This is a genomic window from Pseudomonas sp. USHLN015 (genome assembly GCF_037153275.1).
In the GTDB taxonomy this organism is placed as follows: Bacteria; Pseudomonadota; Gammaproteobacteria; order Pseudomonadales; family Pseudomonadaceae; genus Metapseudomonas; species Metapseudomonas tohonis.
This window is the reverse complement of record NZ_JBBCKP010000017.1, coordinates 112,743-133,337: the sequence shown is the minus strand read 5'-3', so window position 1 is coordinate 133,337 and position 20,595 is coordinate 112,743. Positions and strand designations below refer to the sequence as shown.

Annotated in this window: 19 protein-coding genes and 3 pseudogenes; 20 read left to right on the top strand and 2 right to left on the bottom strand. The window is 67.0% G+C overall.

Going from position 1 to position 20,595, the window contains the following annotated elements:
* Window positions 1-6: 6 nt before the first annotated feature.
* A complete protein-coding gene (locus tag WFQ67_RS28450; RefSeq protein ID WP_337058853.1) occupies window positions 7-570 on the top strand; it encodes a GNAT family N-acetyltransferase in 564 nt (187 codons plus the stop codon).
* Between the two features lie 100 nt (window positions 571-670).
* Here WFQ67_RS28450 and WFQ67_RS28445 read toward each other — a convergent pair whose 3' ends face one another.
* Entirely contained in the window at window positions 671-997 is a 327-nt protein-coding gene (locus WFQ67_RS28445; protein ID WP_337058852.1) for a hypothetical protein, read from the bottom strand.
* Between the two features lie 229 nt (window positions 998-1,226).
* On the opposite strand from WFQ67_RS28445, the gene WFQ67_RS28440 reads away from it, so the two are divergent.
* From WFQ67_RS28440 to WFQ67_RS30570, 19 genes and pseudogenes are all read left to right on the top strand, one after another.
* Entirely contained in the window at window positions 1,227-2,117 is an 891-nt protein-coding gene (locus WFQ67_RS28440) for a formate/nitrite transporter family protein (protein ID WP_213624906.1), read from the top strand.
* A gap of 82 nt (window positions 2,118-2,199) precedes the next feature.
* Window positions 2,200-2,700 (top strand): VOC family protein, encoded by a 501-nt coding sequence (locus WFQ67_RS28435; RefSeq protein ID WP_337058851.1) that lies wholly within the window; start codon window positions 2,200-2,202, stop codon window positions 2,698-2,700.
* A 403-nt stretch (window positions 2,701-3,103) separates the two neighbouring features.
* A complete protein-coding gene (locus tag WFQ67_RS28430) occupies window positions 3,104-3,856 on the top strand; it encodes a substrate-binding periplasmic protein (RefSeq protein ID WP_337058850.1) in 753 nt (250 codons plus the stop codon).
* A 155-nt stretch (window positions 3,857-4,011) separates the two neighbouring features.
* Window positions 4,012-5,835 (top strand): PAS domain-containing sensor histidine kinase, encoded by a 1,824-nt coding sequence (locus tag WFQ67_RS28425; RefSeq protein WP_337058849.1) that lies wholly within the window; start codon window positions 4,012-4,014, stop codon window positions 5,833-5,835.
* Window positions 5,832-6,461, top strand: coding sequence for a response regulator transcription factor (locus WFQ67_RS28420; protein ID WP_337058848.1), 630 nt, complete (start codon window positions 5,832-5,834; stop codon window positions 6,459-6,461). Before WFQ67_RS28425 ends, WFQ67_RS28420 begins: the two co-directional genes overlap by 4 nt.
* A 611-nt stretch (window positions 6,462-7,072) precedes the next feature.
* Window positions 7,073-7,846 carry a methyl-accepting chemotaxis protein gene (locus WFQ67_RS28415; protein ID WP_442969638.1) on the top strand — a complete coding sequence of 258 codons (774 nt, stop codon included), beginning with the start codon at window positions 7,073-7,075 and terminating at the stop codon, window positions 7,844-7,846.
* Between the two features lie 9 nt (window positions 7,847-7,855).
* On the top strand, window positions 7,856-8,224 hold the full coding sequence (locus WFQ67_RS28410) for a response regulator (protein WP_213624912.1): 369 nt from the start codon (window positions 7,856-7,858) through the stop codon (window positions 8,222-8,224).
* Between the two features lie 13 nt (window positions 8,225-8,237).
* On the top strand, window positions 8,238-8,543 hold the full coding sequence (locus WFQ67_RS28405; protein WP_173175510.1) for an STAS domain-containing protein: 306 nt from the start codon (window positions 8,238-8,240) through the stop codon (window positions 8,541-8,543).
* The gene (locus tag WFQ67_RS28400; RefSeq protein ID WP_337058846.1) at window positions 8,543-10,708 is read left to right on the top strand and encodes a chemotaxis protein CheA; all 2,166 of its coding nucleotides are present in this window, start codon (window positions 8,543-8,545) and stop codon (window positions 10,706-10,708) included. Before WFQ67_RS28405 ends, WFQ67_RS28400 begins: the two co-directional genes overlap by 1 nt.
* Window positions 10,705-11,790, top strand: a pseudogene (locus WFQ67_RS30585) (methyl-accepting chemotaxis protein); the annotation flags it as partial. The gene WFQ67_RS28400 and the pseudogene WFQ67_RS30585, both read left to right, overlap by 4 nt.
* 57 nt (window positions 11,791-11,847) lie before the next feature.
* Window positions 11,848-12,654, top strand: a pseudogene (locus WFQ67_RS30580) (methyl-accepting chemotaxis protein); the annotation flags it as partial.
* A gap of 2 nt (window positions 12,655-12,656) precedes the next feature.
* Window positions 12,657-13,178, top strand: a complete 522-nt coding sequence (locus WFQ67_RS28390; protein ID WP_337058844.1) for a chemotaxis protein CheW — start codon at window positions 12,657-12,659, stop codon at window positions 13,176-13,178.
* Window positions 13,179-13,207: 29 nt separating this feature from the next.
* A complete protein-coding gene (locus tag WFQ67_RS28385; protein WP_337058843.1) occupies window positions 13,208-14,845 on the top strand; it encodes a methyl-accepting chemotaxis protein in 1,638 nt (545 codons plus the stop codon).
* A gap of 55 nt (window positions 14,846-14,900) precedes the next feature.
* Window positions 14,901-15,431, top strand: coding sequence for a chemotaxis protein CheW (locus tag WFQ67_RS28380; RefSeq protein WP_337058842.1), 531 nt, complete (start codon window positions 14,901-14,903; stop codon window positions 15,429-15,431).
* A gap of 13 nt (window positions 15,432-15,444) precedes the next feature.
* Window positions 15,445-16,254 (top strand): CheR family methyltransferase, encoded by an 810-nt coding sequence (locus tag WFQ67_RS28375; protein WP_337058841.1) that lies wholly within the window; start codon window positions 15,445-15,447, stop codon window positions 16,252-16,254.
* Window positions 16,247-16,756: a chemotaxis protein CheD gene (locus tag WFQ67_RS28370; RefSeq protein ID WP_337058840.1), complete on the top strand. Its 510-nt coding sequence runs from the start codon at window positions 16,247-16,249 to the stop codon at window positions 16,754-16,756. The genes WFQ67_RS28375 and WFQ67_RS28370 overlap by 8 nt, the downstream gene beginning before the upstream one ends.
* Entirely contained in the window at window positions 16,753-17,832 is a 1,080-nt protein-coding gene (locus WFQ67_RS28365; protein ID WP_213624920.1) for a protein-glutamate methylesterase/protein-glutamine glutaminase, read from the top strand. Before WFQ67_RS28370 ends, WFQ67_RS28365 begins: the two co-directional genes overlap by 4 nt.
* Before the next feature lie 81 nt (window positions 17,833-17,913).
* A pseudogene (locus WFQ67_RS30575) lies at window positions 17,914-18,735 on the top strand (PAS domain-containing protein); the annotation flags it as partial.
* On the top strand, window positions 18,733-19,281 hold the full coding sequence (locus WFQ67_RS30570; protein WP_442969637.1) for a methyl-accepting chemotaxis protein: 549 nt from the start codon (window positions 18,733-18,735) through the stop codon (window positions 19,279-19,281). The pseudogene WFQ67_RS30575 and the gene WFQ67_RS30570, both read left to right, overlap by 3 nt.
* Before the next feature lie 247 nt (window positions 19,282-19,528).
* On the opposite strand, the gene tagQ is transcribed toward WFQ67_RS30570, so the two are convergent.
* Window positions 19,529-20,491 (bottom strand): type VI secretion system-associated lipoprotein TagQ, encoded by a 963-nt coding sequence (tagQ, locus tag WFQ67_RS28355; protein WP_337058839.1) that lies wholly within the window; start codon window positions 20,489-20,491, stop codon window positions 19,529-19,531.
* Between the last annotated feature and the right edge of the window lie 104 nt (window positions 20,492-20,595).

The window sequence follows — 20,595 nt, the reverse complement described above, 5'->3', positions numbered from 1 at the left end:
ACAGCCATGTCCGCTCTCAACACCGCCCTCGCAGCCAAGCCCCTGCATGCATCACCCCGGGGCGAGTACTGGATCGAGCCACTGGAAGACGGCACCCACGTGCTGATCCGCCCGCTACGTGCGGAGGACCGCGAGCGCGAACGCGCCTTCATCAACCGCCTGTCCCCGGAAGCCCGCCACAACCGCTTCCTGGGCGAATTCCGCGAAGTGGCCCCGCCCCTGCTCGACCAACTGATGGACGTCGACGACAAGGATCGTGTCGCCCTCGTCGCCCTGGCCCACGTGGACGGCGAGCTGCTGGAAGTCGGCATCAGCCGCTACGCCCGGGTCGGCGAGCTCGGCCAGTGCGAGTTCGCGGTCACCGTGGCCGACCAGTGGCTGCGCCGCGGCCTCGGCGGCATCCTCTTCCAGCACCTGGCGGACAGCGCCCGCCGCAACGGCTTCCGCCAACTGTATTCCATCGATTCGGCGAGCAACGCCGGCATGCGTGGCCTGGCTCGCAAGTTCGGCCTGCAGCGCCGTCGCGACGAGGAAGACCCGACCCAGGTCATCCACCGCCTGGACCTGTAGCCCCCGCCGCCTTCGGCTACCTCGTCATCCCCGCGAACGCGGGGATCCACGTCAAGCCAACGGGCACGGCGTTGCCTGAGGCTCCTTCCGCGCAGGCCCTTCAACGGGCCTGCCTTCCTCCCATCGGCAGGTGACCGGCCCCCGCCAGCGCGGCGAAACGGGGCTCGGCCAGCCGCGCCGACCAGCCCAGCCAGCCCGCCGACGAACCGGCGCCGCTGCGCGCCACCTGCAGCTGCACGTGGATATGCCCCACCATGCAGACGCTCAAGCCATCCATGTTGAAATAGGTGCAGGCCTGCTGGGTGTCGCCGCAACCGGCCGATCTGTCCTGGTAGGCGGGCTCGCCCTGCTCCGCCGCATGGAATGCCAGGTCGGTGACGAATCCCTTGTGCCCGGCGCCGTTGCGCTTGCTCAGGTCCCATCCCATCTTCTTTCGTTGCCCTGGAAGCCGAAGGCCGTGTAGCGAACCACCGGCATGGCCGCCACCTTCGCCCAGAGCGGCCCCGCCTCGCCGTGATCGACGGCGCCGCTCGCGGCGAATCGTCGATGGGGTGATGAAAGCGTAGCCAGCCACCCGGCGCTGACAAGCGCGAGACGGCGAACTTCCCGGGCCTTCCGACGATCAACCGATACGCCCAACCACTACGGTAACCCGCATGAGCCAGGCCAACGACGGCAAGACGCCGGGGCTGTCCGCCCGCGAGAAGCAGGACGTCAACGAAAACCAGCCGCCCCGCGCGGCGGTGCTGCACGAGATCATCCGCACCCAGGGCGACCAGGAACTGGAGCGCAACGTCGCCGCGCTCTGGTGGTCGGCGCTGGCTGCCGGCCTGACCATGGGCCTGTCGCTGATGGCCATGGGGCTGTTCAACTCGCGCCTGCCCGACGGCGAGGCGAGCAAGGTGATCGCCAGCCTCGGCTATTGCGCCGGCTTCCTCGCGGTGATCCTGGCGCGCCAGCAACTGTTCACCGAGAACACCCTCACCGCCGTGCTGCCGGTGATGAGCAAGCCCACCCTGAACAACGTCGGGCGCCTGCTGCGCCTGTGGAGCGTGGTGCTGGCGGGCAACCTGGCCGGCACCCTGCTGGTGGCCTGGGTGATGCTGCGCCTGCCGATCTTCGATGCGGCCACCGACGCCGCCTTCCTCGACATCGGCCGCAAGGTGATGGAGAACGACGTCGGGCAGATGTTTGCCAAGGGCATCGTCTCAGGCTGGATGATCGCCACCATGGTCTGGATGATCCCCTCCCAGGAAAGCGCCAAGCTGTGGATCATCATCCTCATCACCTACCTGATGGCGCTCGGCGACTTCACCCACATCGTGGTCGGCTCGGCCGAGGTGTCCTACCTGGTGTTCGCCGGGCATCTGGACTGGCGTGAATTCTGGCTGACCTTCGCCGGCCCCACCCTGGCCGGCAATATCGTCGGCGGCAGCCTGATCTTCGCCCTGATCAGCCATGCCCAGGTACGCAGCGACGGCGACAGCCCACGACCGCCGCACGAGCCCCCCGCCGAAACGCCGCCGCGCAAGTCCCAGAAGCGTTGAGCGTGCCTGTCGATCTGCGGTCGCGCCAAACGGCCATTTCCAGGCCGGCTATCCTCGGACCGGCCCCGACTGGAGAACCGCCATGCCCATCCACCCGCGCATCACCCCCTGCCTGTGGTTCGACGACCAGGCAGAAGCGGCCGTCGATTTCTACATCGGCATCTTCCCCAACTCGCGCATCACCGCCATCAGCCGCTACGGCGAAGCCGGCAGGGCCATCCACGGTCGCCCGCCCGGAAGCATCATGACCCTCGCCTTCGAACTGGATGGCCAGCTCTTCACCGCGCTCAACGGTGGCCCGGCGTTCCGCTTCAACGAAGCCATTTCGCTGCAGGTGGACTGCCACGACCAGGACGAGGTGGACCATTACTGGAACGCGCTCGGCGCCGGGGGGCCGGTGGAGGCACAGCAATGCGGCTGGTTGAAGGACAGGTTCGGCCTCTCCTGGCAGATCGTGCCCCGGGCGATGATGGCCATGATGCAGGCGCAGGACGGCGAGAAGTCCCAGCGTGCCTTCCAGGCCATGCTCGGCATGAAGAAGCTGGACATCGCTGCCTTGCAGCGGGCCTTCGACGGCGACTGAGTGCGCGCGGGCAGCCACTGCCGCCGCGCCAAGCTCGCCGCCATCGCCTCGATGCCCCTGGCCCTGCGGCGCCTGGCCTTACGGCACGCTGCTCGGCGACCTGTGCATGGGGTCGCGTCCGGACCTTCGCTGAAGCCCACCACTCGGGCTACACCCGACGCAACAGGGGACGCCCCAGCAGAGGGGGGGCCCGAGTGGCTTCGTGCCCATTCCCCGGGGTGCATGCCGACGACGTCCCGCACTTCTGCAGGATGCCGGTAGCGCCTTCGGCACCTAGCCGACTGCATGGCGTTTCTCATCGGTGCTCGACACGGGAGTCGGCTTGCGCCTCTGTGATTTCGGCACCACAGTTCAGGCATCCACGCTCCTCGACGAGCGCGGGCCATAACAGAAGAACCTCCCCATGCGATTTCTTCCTGCCTTTCTCCTCCTGCTGTTCCCGGCTTTGGCGCTGGCCGGAGCCGACACCCTGCGCGTGGACCTGCGCGACCGCCCGCCCGAGATGTGGAGCATCGACGGCCGCCCCACCGGCCCGCTGGTACGGGTGCTGGAGGTGGCCGCCGAGCGGGCCGGGCTGCAGCTGGAATGGCGCTACGCGCCTTTCGCCCGTAGCCTGGCCGACCTGCGCGAAGGGCGCATCGACCTGGTGCCGCGTGTCCTGCCCGACCCGGAGCGTGACCACTATCTGCATTACCTGCCGAGCATCGGCACCCAGGACAAGGACATCCTCTTCGCCATCCGCCCCAACCAGCGGGTGGAACGCTACGAAGACCTGGCGTCACTGCGCATCGGCGTCAAACGCAGCACCCTGTACTTCCCGCGCTTCGACGCCGACGCCGCGCTGCACAAGCAGCCGGCGGTGGACGACGACATCCTCGTGCGCATGTTCAAGGCGGGCCGAATCGATGCCATCGTGGTGCTGGACAAGACGGCCATCGACATCGCCTTCGAAAACATCCGTTTCCGCGACTTCACCTACGCCGGGCTGCGCGAGCCGATCCACATCGAGAACCGCTTCGCCGCCTCGCAAAAGCTCCATGACAGTGGCCGTGCGGCGCTCTACGATCGCCTCGGTCGCGAGCTGGAGGCCATGCGCCGCAGCGGCGAGGTGGTGTCCATCTACCGCGAACAGGGTGTCGAACCGCCCACCCCCTGAACCCTGGCGGGCCCCGGGTATGGCCATCTGCCTTGGGAAGCGCTGGAGCGCCCCCCGTCGTCGCTGCGTCAGTGGCTGGCCGGAGCAAAAGTCCTGCCAGCACTTCGCCACTGATCCATACTCGGTCAGTCGCATCGCACGTGATCGGGGAAGTCATGGGCCAAAGCGCTGGGGGAGATATCTTTCGTCGGGCATTCGAGTCGTCGTCAGTGGGGCTGGCCTTGCTCGAACTGGACGGCACCGTCCGCCATGTCAACCGGGCCTCGGAGGAACTGCTCGGGCGCTCCCGGCAGACCATGCTCGGCACGTCCCTGGAGAGCCTGCTGCACCCCAGGGATCACCAGGCGCTAGGCGAGGCCCTCGACCGCGCACGTCGCCAGCACGACGACCTGTCCTGCGGCGAGATGCGCTTCACCACCTCGTCCGGCGAGTACCGCTGGTTGCACTTGGGCTTGAGCATGGTCGAGGACGGTCGCAGCCAGCCCACCCATTACCTGGTGCGCCTGCAACCCCTTGCCGGGCACCGGGAGCGGGCCGAGCAGATGCACCTGCTGAGCTTCGCCCTGGATTACACCGCCGATGGCGTCATGCTGCTCGATGGCGAGCAGAACATCCGCTATATCAATGAGGCCGCCTGCCAACTGATCGGCCAGCCGCGCCAGCACCTCGTCGGGCAGCCGCTGGCACCGGTGCTGTCCTTGCTGACCGAGCAATTCGCCGAACTTTTCGCAGGTGTGGATGGCCTGCAGGAAGCGTTGGACACCCATCGTGTGCTCAGCTGCGAGCTGCATGCCCCGGGGGAGGAATCTCCACGCTATGTAACGCTGCAGTTCAACAGCTTCCGTTACGACCAGCGCCCCTACAGCCTCGTGCTGGTTCACGACTTCACCGAGCGGCGACGCATCGCCAACGCCCTGCTGCGCAACGAGCGGCAATTCCGCGCCCTGATCGAGAACACCCCCGATGCCATCGGCCGGCTGACCCCCGACTTCCGCCTGATCTACGCCAACCCGGCCCTGGAGGCGCTGTGTCGCCTGCCCCTGGTGGAGGCCCGCGGCCGGCCGGCGCGGGAAGCCTTCGGCGACAACTCGCAGGTCGACATCATGGCCGACCTGGTGCGCGAGGTGGCCACCACGGGCGAATCCATGGAGGAGGAACTGATCCACGGCATCGAAGGCCCGGCCGACCAGCAGATCCACTACCTCATGCAACTTGTTCCTGAGCGCAATGCCGAGGGCGAGGTGACTAGCGTCATCTCGGTGGCCCGCGACATCAGCGGCATCCGCAAGGCGGAACGCCACCTGGCGGCCAGCAACCGCCAGCTGCGCGAGCTGTCGAGCCGCCGGGAAAGCGCCCGCGAGGAGGAGCGCAAGCTCATCGCCCGGGAGATCCACGATGAACTGGGCCAGCACCTCACCGCCCTGCGCATGGGCATTTCCCTGCTGCGCCTGCAGTACGGCGAGCGGGCCCCGGGGCTCGGCGAGGGTGTGGAACGCCTCATGGCGCTGTGCGACCGCACTATCGGCGTGGTCCGTTTCATCGCGACCAGCTTGCGTCCAGCGGCACTGAACATGGGGCTGTACCCGGCGCTGGAGTGGTTGATCGACGAATTCCGCAGCCACCACACGCAGATCGCCTGCGAGCTGGTGGCCCACAGCGGCGCACCGGCCCTGGACGACAGCCAGGCCACCACCGCCTTCCGCATCGTCCAGGAGGCACTGACCAACATCGCCCGCCACTCCGGTGCCAGCCGCGCGGTGGTCAGCCTGGAACAGGTCGATGACCGCTACGTGCTGGACATCACCGACAACGGCCACGGATTCGACCCGGCCAAGGTCAGCAAACGCTCCCTGGGCCTGGCCGGCATGCGCGAGCGCGGCACAAGCCTGGGCGGCGAGGTGGTGATCTTCAGCCACCCGGGCCAGGGCACCACAGTGCAGGCCACCTTCCCCGTCAACGAGCCTTCGGAGTCACCATGACCCGCATCCTCATCGCCGATGACCACGCCATCATGCGCGGCGGCCTCAAGCAACTGATCGAGTTCGATGCCCGCCTGCAGGTGGCGGCCGAGGCGGAGAACGGCGCCCAGGTGCTGGAACAGCTGCGGACGGGCGAGTTCGACCTGCTGCTGCTGGACATGAGCATGCCCGGGCTCAGCGGCGAGGACCTGATCAGCCGCGTGCATGGGCGCTACCCGCGCCTGCCGATCCTGGTGCTGAGCATGCACAACGAGGCACAGATCGCCCAACGCGCCCTGCGCGCCGGCGCCAACGGCTACCTGACCAAGGACCACAACCCGGAGACCCTGCTGGCCGCCATCCACCGGGTCGCCGACGGTGGCCGCTACCTGGACCCGCGCATCGCCGAGCAGCTCGCCTTCGCCAGCAGCAACCCCGCGGACGATGCCACCGCACAGCTCTCCGACCGCGAGTTCCAGATCCTCCGCCTGCTGGCCCAGGGCCTGAGCGTCAACCAGATCGCCGACCAGCTGGTGATCAGCAACAAGACCGTCAGCACCCACAAGACCAGGCTGATGGAGAAGATGGGCTTCACCTGCAACGCCGACATCATCAAGTACGCCCTGACCCACGGCCTGACGGCCTGAGCGGTCGGCGCCACTGCGGTGCGGCTCGTGGCCCCACCGCATCCTGCGAAACGTCGCAACGCAGCCCCTCGGGAAATCCCTACAGAAAAACAGGATGTCCTTATGCCATCACCGGGATAGGACGATAGGGCCGATCGCGCCCCGCGCCCATGCTGGACACAACCCCGCAACGCACCGCCGCTGCGGGCCCCGTGTCCTGATGGAGCGCGACCGTGACGAGCCCGAACCCCACTTCCAGCGTCCCCTGGCTGCCCATCGCCTTCTGCGGTGCCGGTTGCGCGCTGCTGTTCTGGACGGCCAGCCAGTTCCCCTCCCCGGCCTGGGCCCTGGCGGCCGTGGCACCCACGCTGCTGTTGTGGGTCGTCATCGCCCAGCGCGATGGCGCCCACCAGCAAGCACTGCACCGTACCCATGACGAAGCCCTGGCCGAAGGTGCCCGCCAGGAAGCCGAGCGCCACGTACAGGGCCTGCCGGAGCTGTGCGCCAACATCGCACCGGTCTGGTCGGCGCAGATCGAATCGGCACGCCACCAGACCCAGACCGCCATCGAAGCCCTATCCGAGCGCTTCGCCCGCCTCGCCGGCCGCATCAGCGACGCCGTCTCCAGCGGCATGCAGGCCGACAGCGATGCCCTGGTCACCCTGCTGGCCCAGAGCGAGGTGGAGCTGGAAGACATCGTCAGCCAGCTGCGCCTGGCGCTCTCCAGCAAGGAGAGCCTGCTGCAGGAGGTGGAGCGGCTCAACAGCTACACCGCCCAGCTGCGCACCATGGCCAAGGAAGTGGGCGACGTGGCCAAGCAGACCAACCTGCTGGCCCTCAACGCCGCCATCGAAGCTGCACGCGCCGGTGAGGCCGGTCGCGGCTTCGCCGTGGTCGCCGACGAAGTGCGCAAGCTCTCCACCCTCTCCGAGGAAACCGGCAAGCGCATCGGCGACACCATCGAGACCGTCAGCGGCGCCATCGAGCGCACCCTGCAAGTCTCCAACGAGCACGCCACCCGCGACGCCGGGACCCTGGAGAACGCCAGCCAGGTGATCCGCCAGGTGATCGCCCAGTTCCGTTCCGGCGCTACCCGGCTGGTGGAGCACGGCAACGCCCTGCGCAATGACAACGCCGTGGTCGGCGATGAAATCTCCGAGGTGCTGGTGGCCCTGCAGTTCCAGGACCGGGTCAGCCAGATGCTCGGCCACATGCGCGACGACATCGGCCGCCTGGCCCAGCACCTGGAGCAGGACGATGCCCGTCACGTGGACGCCCGCTCCTGGCTCGACGAGCTCTCCCGCACCTACACCACCCCCGAACAGCACGCCATCCACCACGGCCGCAAAGGCGGCCCGGGCAGCGCCGGCGCCAGCAATTCCGCTTCCGACATCACCTTCTTCTGAGGACCGATCATGGCCAAGACCATTCTCATCGTCGACGACTCCGCCTCCATCCGCCAGGTGGTGGGCATGACCTTGAAAAACGCCGGCTACGACGTGCTCGAAGGCGTCGACGGCAAGGACGCGCTGACCAAGCTGGACGGCCGCAAGGTCCACCTGATCATCAGCGACGTGAACATGCCGAACATGGACGGCCTCACCTTCCTGAGGAACGTCAAGCAGCTGGCGGCCTACAAGTTCACCCCCGTGATCATGCTCACCACCGAGGCCGGCGACGCCAAGAAGGCCGAAGGCCAGGCCGCCGGGGCCAAGGCCTGGGTAGTCAAGCCCTTCCAGCCGGCGCAGATGCTGACCGCCGTTTCCAAGCTGATCCTGCCCTGATCGGGAGACCGCCATGAGCACCCTTGAATCCCTCGATGGCAGCCGCCTCCTGGCCCTGGACAGCGCGCTGACCATCTACACCGCCGCCGACACCAAGCTGCTGCTGGCCAACGCCCTGCAAGGCGCGGTGGCCCTGCACCTGGACCTCAGCGCCATCGAAGAAGTGGATTGCGCCGGCCTGCAGCTGCTGCTGGCGGCCTGCCAGGAGGCCCGGCGCCAACACGTCCACCTCAGCCTCGAAGGGGCCAGCCTGGCCATGACTGAGATCCTGCAACTGAGCGGCCTGCGTGACCTGCTCCCCATCGGAGGGCTGCACTGATGAACCTCGACAGCGTGATCGGCACCTTCATCGCCGAAAGCCGGGAGCTGCTGCAGCAGATGGAAGACGCCCTGCTGCAGATCGAGCAATCCCCGGACGACCCCGAACTGATCAACGCCATCTTCCGCGCCGCCCACACCATCAAGGGCTCCTCCGGGCTGTTCGGCTTCGACTCCATCGTCGCCTTCACCCACGTGGCCGAGAGCGTGCTGGACCGCGTCCGCGCCGGCGAACTGCCGTTCAGCGCCGACCTCAGCGCCCTGATGCTGCTGGTGGGCGACCACCTGGCCGGCCTGGTCAACCACCTCGCCGAGGGCCGCGACCTGGCCGAGCTGCCGGAGGTCATGGGTATCCACGAAGCCGAACTGGTGCAACGCCTCAGCCAGTACCTGAACAGCACCCCGGCCGCTACCGCCGAAACGCCTTCCGAGTGCGCAGCCGCCCCCCGCGATGGCGTCGCCAGCCAGCACTGGCACCTGTCCCTGCGCTTCGGTGCCGACAGCCTGCGCGATGGCATGGACCCGGTGTCCTTCCTGCGCTACCTCGTCACCTTCGGCGACCTGCTGCACATCGAACCGGTGCTCGACCACCTGCCCGGGTTCGAGGCCCTCGATCCCGAAGCCTGCTACCTGGGCCTGGAAGTGGCCTTCACCACCGAAGCCGACCGGGCGGTGATCGAAGGCGCCTTCGACTTCGTCCGCGAAGAAGGCCGCATCCGCATCCTGCCGCCCGGCGCGCCCCTCGCCCGCTACGCCGAGCTGCTGGCCGAGCAGACCGATGAAGGCGAGGCCCAACGCCAGCGCCTGCTGCGTTGCGGCACCCTGAGCGAAGCCGAACTGGCCAGCCTCGATGCCCCGCAGGCCAACGACGCCCAGGCAGATTCCAGCCCCGAGGCACCGGCCGCCGCCGCCGAACCGGGCGAGACCGCCGCCCTCGGCAAGACCCTCAAGGAAACCGCCCGCGCCAGCGGCGACGCCAACCTGATCCGCGTCGACGCCGGCAAGCTGGACCAGCTGATCAACCTGGTGGGCGAGCTGATCATCGCCGGCGCCAACACCCGCATGCTCGCCCAGGGCTGCGGCCTGGTGAACATGAGCGAGTCCGCCGAGACCCTCTCGCGCCTGGTGGAGGAAGTCCGCGACTCCGCCCTGACCCTGCGCATGGTGCAGATCGGCGCCACCTTCAACCGCTTCCAGCGGGTGGTGCGCGACGTCTCCAGGGAGCTGGGCAAGGACATCGTCCTGCACATCAGCGGCGGCGACACCGAGCTGGACAAGACGGTGGTGGAGAAGATCGGCGACCCCCTCACCCACCTGGTGCGCAACGCCATGGACCACGGCATCGAGCCGGCCGAGCAGCGCCGCGCCAGCGGCAAGCCCCTGCAGGGCGTGGTGCGCCTGAACGCCTACCACGAGGCCGGCGGCATCGTCATCGAAGTGAGCGACGACGGCGGCGGCCTCAACCCGCAGAAGATCCTCGCCAAGGCCGTGCAGCGCGGCCTGATCACCGAAGGCCAGCAGCTCTCGGACAAGGACACCTTCAACCTGATCTTCGAGCCCGGCTTCTCCACCGCCGACCAGATCAGCAACCTCTCCGGCCGCGGCGTCGGCATGGACGTGGTCAAGCGCAACATCACCGCCCTGCGCGGCACGGTGGAGCTGGACAGCCAACTGGGCGCCGGCACCTGCGTACGCATCCGCCTGCCGCTGACCCTGGCCATCATCGACGGCTTCCTGATCGGCGTCGGCAGCTCCAGCTACGTGGTGCCCCTGGACATGGTGGAGGAATGCATCGAGCTGCCCAGCAGCGAGCTGGACGACCTCGACCAGCTGGACCTGCGCGGCGACGTGCTGCCCTTCATCCGCCTGCGCAACCTGTTCGAGGAAGCCAGCCTGCGGCCACGCCGGGAGAACGTGGTGGTGGTCAGCTACGCCGGGGTCCGCGCCGGCCTGGTGGTGGACCAGCTCCACGGCGAGTTCCAGACCGTCATCAAGCCGCTCGGCAAGGTGTTCGGCCAAGTCCCGTCGCTCTCCGGCTTCACCATCCTCGGCAGCGGCGCGGTGGCGCTGATCCTCGACATCCCCGGCCTGCTAACCCAAATCACCCAGAACGGCAGTGCTCGTGCCGTAGCCCCTTCCAGTCCACTCAGGAGCGCTCTGCAATGAACCTCACCCTTCGCATCGCTGCGCTTATCACCACCGCCATCATCGGTTTGCTGGTGCTGGCCACCAATCTGGCCGCCTCCGCAGCCATTCCCTTGGCTCTGCTGGCCAGCAGTGCCGTCGCCATGCAGGGATTGTTACTGCAACACACCTTGAAGAGACAGTTGGGCGACGCCCCCCTGGCCCTGCTTGAAATCGCGGAACGTCTGGTACGTGGCGAACCCCATCGCCCGCTTTCCATCGACCCAGTCAAGGGCTCTCTGCAAGACCTCCTGCAACAAATGGCGGGCCAGTTCGGCGAGCTAGCCCAAAATCTCAAGCATGTCAGTGACGAGCACGCCCGGGGCGATATCGACGTCAGTTTGGATACCCATCTACCCGGTCTCTACGGAGAGATGGCCCAGGGTATCAACGCTCTGGTTGCAAGCCACATCGAGGTCAAGAAAAAGGCCATGGTCTGCGTCCGTGCCATCGCTGAAGGAGATCTGCGCGCCCCTCTTGAATCCTTCCCCGGCAAGAAGGCCTTCATCAACGACAACATCGAGACCCTGCGCCGCAATATCACCGGTCTGATGAGCGAAATGCGCCACATGTCTGCTGAACACGACAAAGGCGACATCGATGTGGTGATCGACGTCTCGCGTTTCCAGGGCAGCTACGCCGAGATTGCCCAAGGCATCAACGCCATGGTCGCCGGCCACATCAGCGTGAAGAAAAAGGCCATGGCCTGCATCAAGGCCTTCAGCGAAGGCGACCTCACCGCGCCCCTGGAGCAGTTCCCCGGCAAGAAGGCCTTCATCAACGACAATATCGAGACCTTGCGTCGCAACATCCAGGCCCTGATCGAAGACACCCAGATGCTCAGTCAGGCAGCCCAGGACGGGCGCCTCGATACCCGTGCCGATGCGGGCCGCCACCAGGGCGACTTCCAGCGCATCGTCAACGGCATCAACGACACACTGGAGGCCATCATCGCCCCGCTGCGTGAAGCCATGAGCGTCATCGAGGGGCTGGCCGATGGCGACCTGACCCGCACCATGGGCGGACGCTACAACGGTCACCTCGACGAACTGCAGCAGTCACTCAATACCACGGTGCGCAAGCTCGCCGACGTGATCGGCCAGGTACACCAGTCCACCAGCATGCTCAGCAGTGCCGCCGAAGAAATCTCCGCTACGGCACAAAGCCTTAGCCAAGCCGCTTCCAGCCAGGCCGCCTCGGTGGAAGAGACCAGCGCCGCCATGGAGCAGATGTCCGCCTCCATCGGCCAGAACACCGAAAACGCCAAGATCACCGATGGCATGGCCGGTAAGGCTGCCCGTGAGGCCAACGAGGGGGGCCAGGCCGTGCGCGACACCGTGTCGGCCATGAAGACCATCGCCGAGAAGATCAGCATCGTCGACGACATCGCCTACCAGACCAATCTGCTGGCTCTCAATGCCGCCATCGAGGCTGCCCGGGCCGGCGAACACGGCAAGGGCTTCGCGGTGGTGGCCGCCGAGGTGCGCAAACTGGCCGAACGCAGCCAGGTGGCTGCCCAGGAGATCAGCGAAGTGGCCAAGAGCAGCGTCTCCCTGGCCGAACGCGCCGGCACACTGCTGGACCAGATGCTGCCCTCGATCACCAGAACCTCCGACCTGGTGCAGGAGATCGCCGCAGCCTCGGAAGAACAGACCACTGGCGTCAACCAGATCAGCGACGCCATGACCCAGCTCAGCGACATCACCCAGCAGAACGCTGCGGCCTCGGAGGAGCTGGCAGCCACCTCCGAAGAGATGACCGTGCAGTCCACCAGCCTGCAGGACCTGATGCGGTTCTTCCAGCTGGGCAGTTCGAGCGAAGCGACCCACCGTTCACGGGCCCACCCGATGGCAACGCTGCCGCACCGCAGCACGTCCTCCTTCCATAACGATCAGCAGGATGGCGGTTTCGTCCGCTTCGGGAGCTGAGCATGATGAACCTCGATCTCGCATTGCAATCCGGCGAAGAACAGCGCCAGTACCTGACCTTCCGGGCCGGCCGTGACCTGTTCGGCGTCGCCACCCGCTACGTGCGGGAGATCCTCGAGTTTCACGCCATCACCCAGGTGCCGATGATGCCGCCACTGGTGCGCGGGGTGATCAACCTGCGCGGCGCGGTGGTGCCGATCATCGACCTCGCCGAGCGCTTCGGCCTCGGCAGTACCGAGCTGGGCCCACGCACCTGCATCGTCATCGTCGAGCTGCAGGACGATGAAGAGGCCCACCTGATGGGCGCGCTGGTGGACGCCGTCACCGCCGTCGCCGAGATCGAGCCGCGCGCCCTGCGCCAGGCCCCCGCCTTCGGTAGCCGCGTACCCCCGGAATACATAGAAGACCTCGCCCGTGTGGACGAACGCTTTCTCACCCTGCTGCGCATGGAGCAGGTGCTGAACGTCGACCAGATCGCCGCGCTGGCCGGCCAGCGCAACACCCCCCGACTGTCCCTCGTCTGATTGCGCAGACGCGCACAGGAGTCCTGAAAATGACCATCAGCAAGAAAATGATCCTCCTGGTGATGTCCGCCCTGCTCGGCATCCTTCTGCTCTCGGGGGTGTCCTACCAGCAGATGACCCAGGTCTACACCGCTGCCAACTTCGCCAACGAGAACTCGGTGCCGAGCATCGTGGCCCTGAACAAGCTGCGTAATGCCGTGAACATCCAGACCCAGCATGCCTACGCCCATATCCTGACCACGGATGACAAGGCCATGGCCGAGATCGACGCCACCATCAAGACCAACCAGCAGGATGTGATGGCGGCTATCGACGAGTACGAGAAGACCATCGTCGATGCCGAGGACCAACAACTCTTCGACGCAGACCGCAAGATCATTTCCGAATTCCTGCAGAAATCGGAGGCTGTGCTGGTCCTCTCCCGCTCCAACCAGAATGAACAGGCACGGGACGCCATGATCCAGCTTCAAGGCAACGTCATCGAACCGATGCGCACCGCGCTCAACAAACACCGTGACTACAACATCCGCATGGCCAGCGAAGGCGGGCAGCGTGCCGAAGCCACCCTCCAGCAGGCGACCCTGATCTCCATCGTGGTCTCTGTCATCACCCTGGCGGTGATCGGCCTGATCGGTGGGCTGATCACCCGCAACCTGCTGCGCCAGCTGGGCGGTGAACCGGCCTACGCCGTGGACGTGGTCAGCCGCATCGCCGCCGGCGACCTGACCGCCACCGTCGAGACCAAGCCCGGCGACACCGCCAGCATGCTCGCCGCCATCAAGAGCATGGTGGAGAAACTCAGCCAGATCATCGGCGAAGTACGCAGCAATGCCGACTCGCTGACCAGTGCGTCGGAGCAGATCTCCGCCACTGCCCAGAGCATGAGCCAGGGCGCCTCTGAACAGGCCGCCTCGGTGGAGGAAACCAGCGCCTCGATGGAGCAGATGTCCGCCTCCATCGCCCAGAACACCGAGAACGCCAAGGTCACCGACGGCATGGCCAGCAAGGCATCCCGCGAGGCCAACGAAGGGGGCCAGGCCGTGCGCGATACGGTGTCGGCCATGAAGACCATCGCCGAGAAGATCAGCATCGTCGACGACATCGCCTACCAGACCAACCTGCTGGCCCTCAACGCCGCCATCGAGGCCGCCCGCGCGGGCGAACACGGCAAGGGCTTCGCGGTGGTAGCCGCCGAAGTGCGCAAACTGGCCGAACGCAGCCAGGTCGCCGCCCAGGAGATCAGCGAAGTGGCCAAGAGCAGCGTGTCCCTGGCCGAACGCGCCGGCACCCTGCTGGACCAGATGGTGCCCTCCATCACCAAGACCTCCGACCTGGTGCAGGAGATCGCCGCCGCCTCGGAAGAGCAGACCACCGGCGTCAGCCAGATCAACACGGCGATGAGCCAGCTCAGCGAGATCACCCAGCAGTCCGCCTCCTCCGCCGAGGAACTGGCCGCCACCGCCGAAGAGATGAGTGGGCAGGCCGAGCAACTGCAGCAACTGATGGACTTCTTCAAGGTCACCAGCGCCGGCAAGGCCGGCCGTGACGCCGGCGCCAAGGGCAAGGCCGTTGCTGCCCGCAAGGCGCCCCGTCGGGTGGTGGAGGACAGTGACGGCGACGTGTTCGACGACGCGGTACCCGCAGGCTTCGTGCGTTTCCAACACTGATCCGACCTTTCGATACCGTGACCGGGGCACCTGCCGGTGCCCCCAGGAGCGAAGCATGTCCAGCGTCTTGAGCCGCACCGGCGACGCCACCCAGCCGGATGCGCCCCGTCAGTACCTGACCTTCACCCTGGCCGACGAAGTGTTCGCCGTCGGCACCCGCAGCGTCCGCGAGATCATCGAGTACGGCCGCCTGACCCCGGTACCGATGATGCCGGGCTGTGTGCTCGGGGTGATCAACCTGCGCGGTGGCGTGGTGCCGATCATGGACCTGCGCCAGCGCTTCGGCGCCGGGCAGACCGCCATCAGCCGGCGCAGCTGCATCGTCATCCTGGAGGTGGAGCGTGATGACCTGCGCCAGGTGATGGGCATCGTCGTCGAGGCGGTCAACGCCGTGATCGAGATCGGCACCCAGGACATCGAACCGCCACCCAGCTTCGGCGCCCGCATCCGCACAGACTTCATCCACGGCATGGCCAAGCTCGAAGGCCGCCTGGTGGTGCTGCTGGACATCGGCCAGGTGCTGTCCCTGGATGAGCTGTACCACCTGGCTGACGTCGGCGCCGCCGACCTGCAACAGTCGGCCTGACCGGGAGTCCTCCATGACCGATCTCAGCCTCTCCAACCGCGAGTTCCAGCAGTTCCGCGGGATGATCCACGAGATCGCCGGCATCGCCATGTCGGAAGCCAAGCGCCAGCTCATCGCCGGCCGGCTCAGCAAGCGCCTGCGCCATTTCGGCCTGGGCAGCTACGGCGACTACTACCAGTTGCTGATGAACGACAAGGGCGAGCTGCAGATCGCCGTCGACCTGCTCACCACCAACGAGACCTACTTCTTCCGCGAACCCAAGCACTTCGAGTTCCTGCGCGAGAAGCTGGGCACCGAACTGCGCACCGGCAGTGGCCCGCTGCGCATCTGGAGCGCCGCCTGCTCCAGCGGCGAGGAGCCTTACACCCTGGCCCTGCTGCTGGCTGACGCGGTCACCGCCCGCCCCTGGGAAATCCTCGCCTCGGACATCAGCACGCGCATCCTCGACAAGGCCCGCGCCGGGCTCTACCCCGTGGAGGACGCCGAAGGCATCCCCGGCAACCTTCGCCAGCGCTTCTGCCTCAGGGGCACCGGGCGCAACGAGGGGCTGTTCACCCTGGACCCGGCCCTCAAGCGCCGCGTGCAGTTCCGCCAGATCAACCTCAACAACGCGCTGCCTGATGTGGGCGTGTTCGACGTGATCTTCCTGCGCAACGTGATGATCTACTTCGACGCCGACACCAAGCGCCAGGTGGTACAGCGCCTCTGCGCACGCCTGCGCCCGGGTGGCTACTTCCTGGTCAGCCATTCGGAGAGCCTCAACGGCATCAGCGAGGAACTGCAGTCCGTGCGCCCGTCGATCTACCGGAGGCCCCATGCGTAAGCCCCAGGGCGTCGTCGAGGTATTCCTGCAGCCGGGCGAGCTGTACTTCGGCGATCGCTACACCCGCCTGCGCACCCTGCTGGGTTCTTGCGTCTCCATCGTGCTCTGGCACCGCCAGGAGCTGCTCGGGGGCATGTGCCACTACATGCTGCCCTCCTGCCGCCACCCGGCGCGAGCACCGGACGGGCGCTACGCCGACGCGGCCCTGGAGCAGCTGCTTCAGGAAATCCGCGACAGCGGCACCCGCGCCACGGACTACCGCATCAGCCTGTTCGGTGGCGGCAACATGCTCGGCAGCCGCGAGCGCCGGCACATCGGCCAGCAGAACATCGAGGCCGGCCTGGCCCTGCTGGCTGCCCACCGCCTCACCTGCCACGCCCGCCATGTGGGCGGCGAGGGCTACCGCAACCTGATCTTCGACGTGTGGAGCGGCAACATCGCGCTCCGCCACCCCAACCCGCAACAACTCGCCAGTCGGCGCTACGAGGCCTGCTCGCCATGAACAAGATCAAGGTGATGATCGTCGACGACTCCGCAGTCGTGCGGCAGGTACTGACCGGCAGCCTGTCCGGCCACAGTGGTATCGAGGTAATCGGCGCGGCCGCCGACCCGCTGTTCGCCCTGGAGCGGATGAACCGCAACTGGCCGGACGTGATCGTGCTGGACGTGGAGATGCCGCGCATGGACGGCATCTCCTTCCTTAAAAAACTGATGGTAGAGCGCCCCACCCCGGTGGTGATCTGCTCGACCCTGACCGAGAAAGGCGCTGCCACCACCATGGAGGCCCTGGCCGCCGGTGCCGTGGCCATCGTCACCAAGCCCCAGGGCAACCTGCGCCAGTTCCTGGTCGAGGCCACCGATGAGCTGGTCAGCGCCATAAAGGCCGCCTCCCAGGCCCGTCTCAAGCGCCTGCCCGGCGCCACGGCGGCCTCCGCGCCCGCCGTGGCGCCCAAGCTCACCGCCGACGCCATCCTGCCGGCCGGCGGGCCGGCCGCCATGACCCGCACCACCGAGCGCATCGTCGCCCTGGGCACCTCCACCGGCGGCACCCAGGCCCTGGAATACGTGCTCACCGCCCTGCCTCGCGTCTGCCCGGGCATCGTCATCGTCCAACACATGCCGGAGAAGTTCACCGCCGCCTTCGCCGCACGCCTGGATGGCCTGTGCCAGATCGAGGTGCGCGAAGCGCGCCACGGCGACCGGGTGATCCCCGGTCGCGCACTGATCGCCCCCGGCGGTCGCCACATGCTGCTCAAGCGCAACGGCGCGCAGTACGTGGTGGACATCGTGGACGGGCCGCCGGTATCCCGGCACAAGCCCTCGGTGGACGTCCTGTTCCGCTCCACGGCCCGCGCTGCCGGGGCCAACGCCACGGGCATCATCATGACCGGCATGGGCGATGACGGCGCACGCGGGCTGCGGGAAATGTACGAAGCCGGCGCCTACACTCTCGGACAGGACGAGGCCACCTGCGTGGTCTACGGCATGCCCAAGGAAGCCCGCAAGCTGGATGCGGTGCACCGGGAAATCCCACTCGAACAGATTCCTGCCTACATCCTGAGAGGCGACCGCCCCTGAGTTCACGGCCCACCGACGCGCTATCGGCGACTTCCCCACTCCGTCGCCGGGGTCGGTGGGCCCTTTTGAGTCCGCTGGGCCATGTCGATCACAGGCCCGCCGCCAAGCAAGGAGCAACACGAGATGATCCTGTTCAGCGCTGCCCTGAAAAACGAACTGGCCCGGTGCCAAGGGGAACTCACAGAGGCCCGCGCGCTCCTGGAGGCGTTTGACCGCTCCCAGGCCATCATCGAGTTCCTGCCCGACGGCACCATCGTCAAGGCCAACGACAACTTCCTCGGCACCATGGGCTATCGCCCAGACGAAATCATCGGCCGGCACCACCGCCTGTTCTGCGAACCGGCCATGGCCGCCAGCGCCGAATACCGGCGCTTCTGGGAGCGGCTGGCCCAGGGCGAGTTCATCCGCGAGCGTTTCCTGCGGCTGGACAAACAGGGGCGCGACGTGTGGCTGGAGGCCACCTACAACCCGGTACGCGATGCCGCCGGGCGGGTGACCAAGGTGATCAAGCTGGCCACCGACATCAGCGCCAACCTCCTGCATGAGCATGAGGAGGACGCGATCATCAACGCCCTCAATCGCTCCATGGCGGTCATCGAGTTCAATCCGGCCGGCGAAGTGGTGGAGGCCAACGAGAATTTCCTCGCGGTGATGGGCTACCGCAAGCAGGAGGTAATCGGGCAGCACCACCGGACTTTCTGCTCTCGAGAAGAAGCGGGCTCCGTGCAGTACCAGCAGTTCTGGCAGCAATTGAATCGGGGGGAGTACTTCAGCGGGCGCTTCGAACGACGCAATCGCCACGGCGACGTGATCTGGCTCGAGGCCAGCTACAACCCGGTCTTCGACACCCGCGGCACGCTGTACAAGATCGTCAAGTTCGCCTCCGACATAACCGCCGAGGTGCTTGAGCAGCAGGCCGAGTCCGAAGCCGCCCATGTGGCGTACGAAACCGCGCGGCAGACCGACGCCGATGCACAGGGCGGCGCGGAGGTGGTGAACCGTACCGTGGCGCTGGTCCAGGGCATCGCCGGGGAACTGAACCACGCTGCCGAGCGCATCGGTGCGGTGAGCCAGCAGTCGGACGTGATCAACAGTATCGTGCAGTCCATCCGTGGCATCGCCGACCAGACCAACCTGCTGGCCCTCAACGCCGCCATCGAGGCCGCCCGTGCCGGCGAGCAGGGCCGGGGGTTCGCGGTGGTGGCGGACGAGGTGCGCAACCTCGCTGCCCGCACCGCGCGGGCCACCGAGGAGATCATCGAAGTGGTCAAACGCAACCACGAGCTGGCCCAGGACGCCGTCAGCAGCATGCGCGAGAGCTGCGAAAAGGTGGATCAGGGCGTGCAACTGGCCCACGAGGCGGGCCGGGCCATCCAGAGCATCCAGGACGGCGCCCAGCGGGTGGTCGACACCATCCAGCGTTTCACCAGCACACTGCAGGGCCATTGAGCCGGCCCGGGCACCCTGCCGGGACCGGCGATTGTCGATACCCGGCAGGCAGAAATTGCATGAACGCCATCGCCTGCACCGTCACCCTCGCGCACGCGGGGGCCCACTCGACGCTGTCGCAGGTACGGCGCGCAGCACCAACAGCGGGTACGAGGAAACGGCGGGAAGGAGTATCGCTGAAAGGCAATCACCCGCCCGGGCGGGCGGGTGATACAGGCGGCGGGCCCGGGGGGGCCCGCCGAGGGGGTCAGGCCTTGGAGGCGCAGCTGGCCGGGGCCCAGTCACCCATGTCGGGGCTGTTGCACACGTCGCTGACCATGGTCTGGCCGCGGCTGGCGACCTTCTGGCTCTCGGCGCGCTTGGCCTCGGCCTGTTGCAGGGTGCGCTCGGTGCTCACCGCTTCCTTCGGTACCGCCTTGGCAGTGGTGGTGGTCTTCTTCGGCGGCGTGGTGGTCTTGGTGGTGGTCTTGGTCGAGGTCTTGGTGGTGGCCGGGGTGACCGGAGTCTCGGCGGCGACGACCTGGCTCACGTCCTTGCGCTCGACACCGACGGTCTGCAGGTCCTTTTCGTAGGCCTGGGTGTAGGTGTTGATGTTCTCGCCGGCGCGGCCGTCGACGGCCGCCATCAGTGCATTGGTCTCGTTCAGGCCGCTGACGATCTCGGCCAGGCGCAGGCGGCCTTCGGTCTCGCTCACGGTCTTGGCCTTGCGCGAAGCCTGCAGGTTGGCGAACTCGCGCTGGTAGCAGTTCTGCGCGGCGCTGGCGTACTTGATGCTGCGGTCGATCTCGCCGCTGCTGCGATCGATGTCGCTGGCGTAGGAGGCGATGCGCGCGTTGTCGTCGGCGATCTGCTGCTGGCGAGCGCTGTAGTAACCCGCCGCACCGCCCACCAGGGCACCGCCCGCCGCACCGATCAGCGCGTTGCGGCCGGCGTGGTCACCGCCGGAAAGGCCGCCCGCCAGGGCACCGATCACACCGCCGGCGATGGCGCCGGTGGCGACCGACTGGGTCATCGCCTGGTCGGAAGCGCGCAGCTGGCTGACCGGCTGGTAGCACTGCGGGTAGTACTCGGCCTTGGTGCTGGCCGCGACCTTGGAACTGGGCGAGCCCATCCCGGCGCAGCCGGTGAGCAGCACGCTGGTGCAGGTGACGGCGGTGAACAGTGCGGTGCGTACTGCGGAAAATGCGGGAATGTTGCGTGGGGTTGCCATGGTCATTGCTCTCGTTCTTGAGGTTGTCTAACAGGCCATTGGGAAAGCCTGCGTTGCCATCGCGGCCTCGCCTACGTTTCTCAACGACCTGCAAATCCATTAAG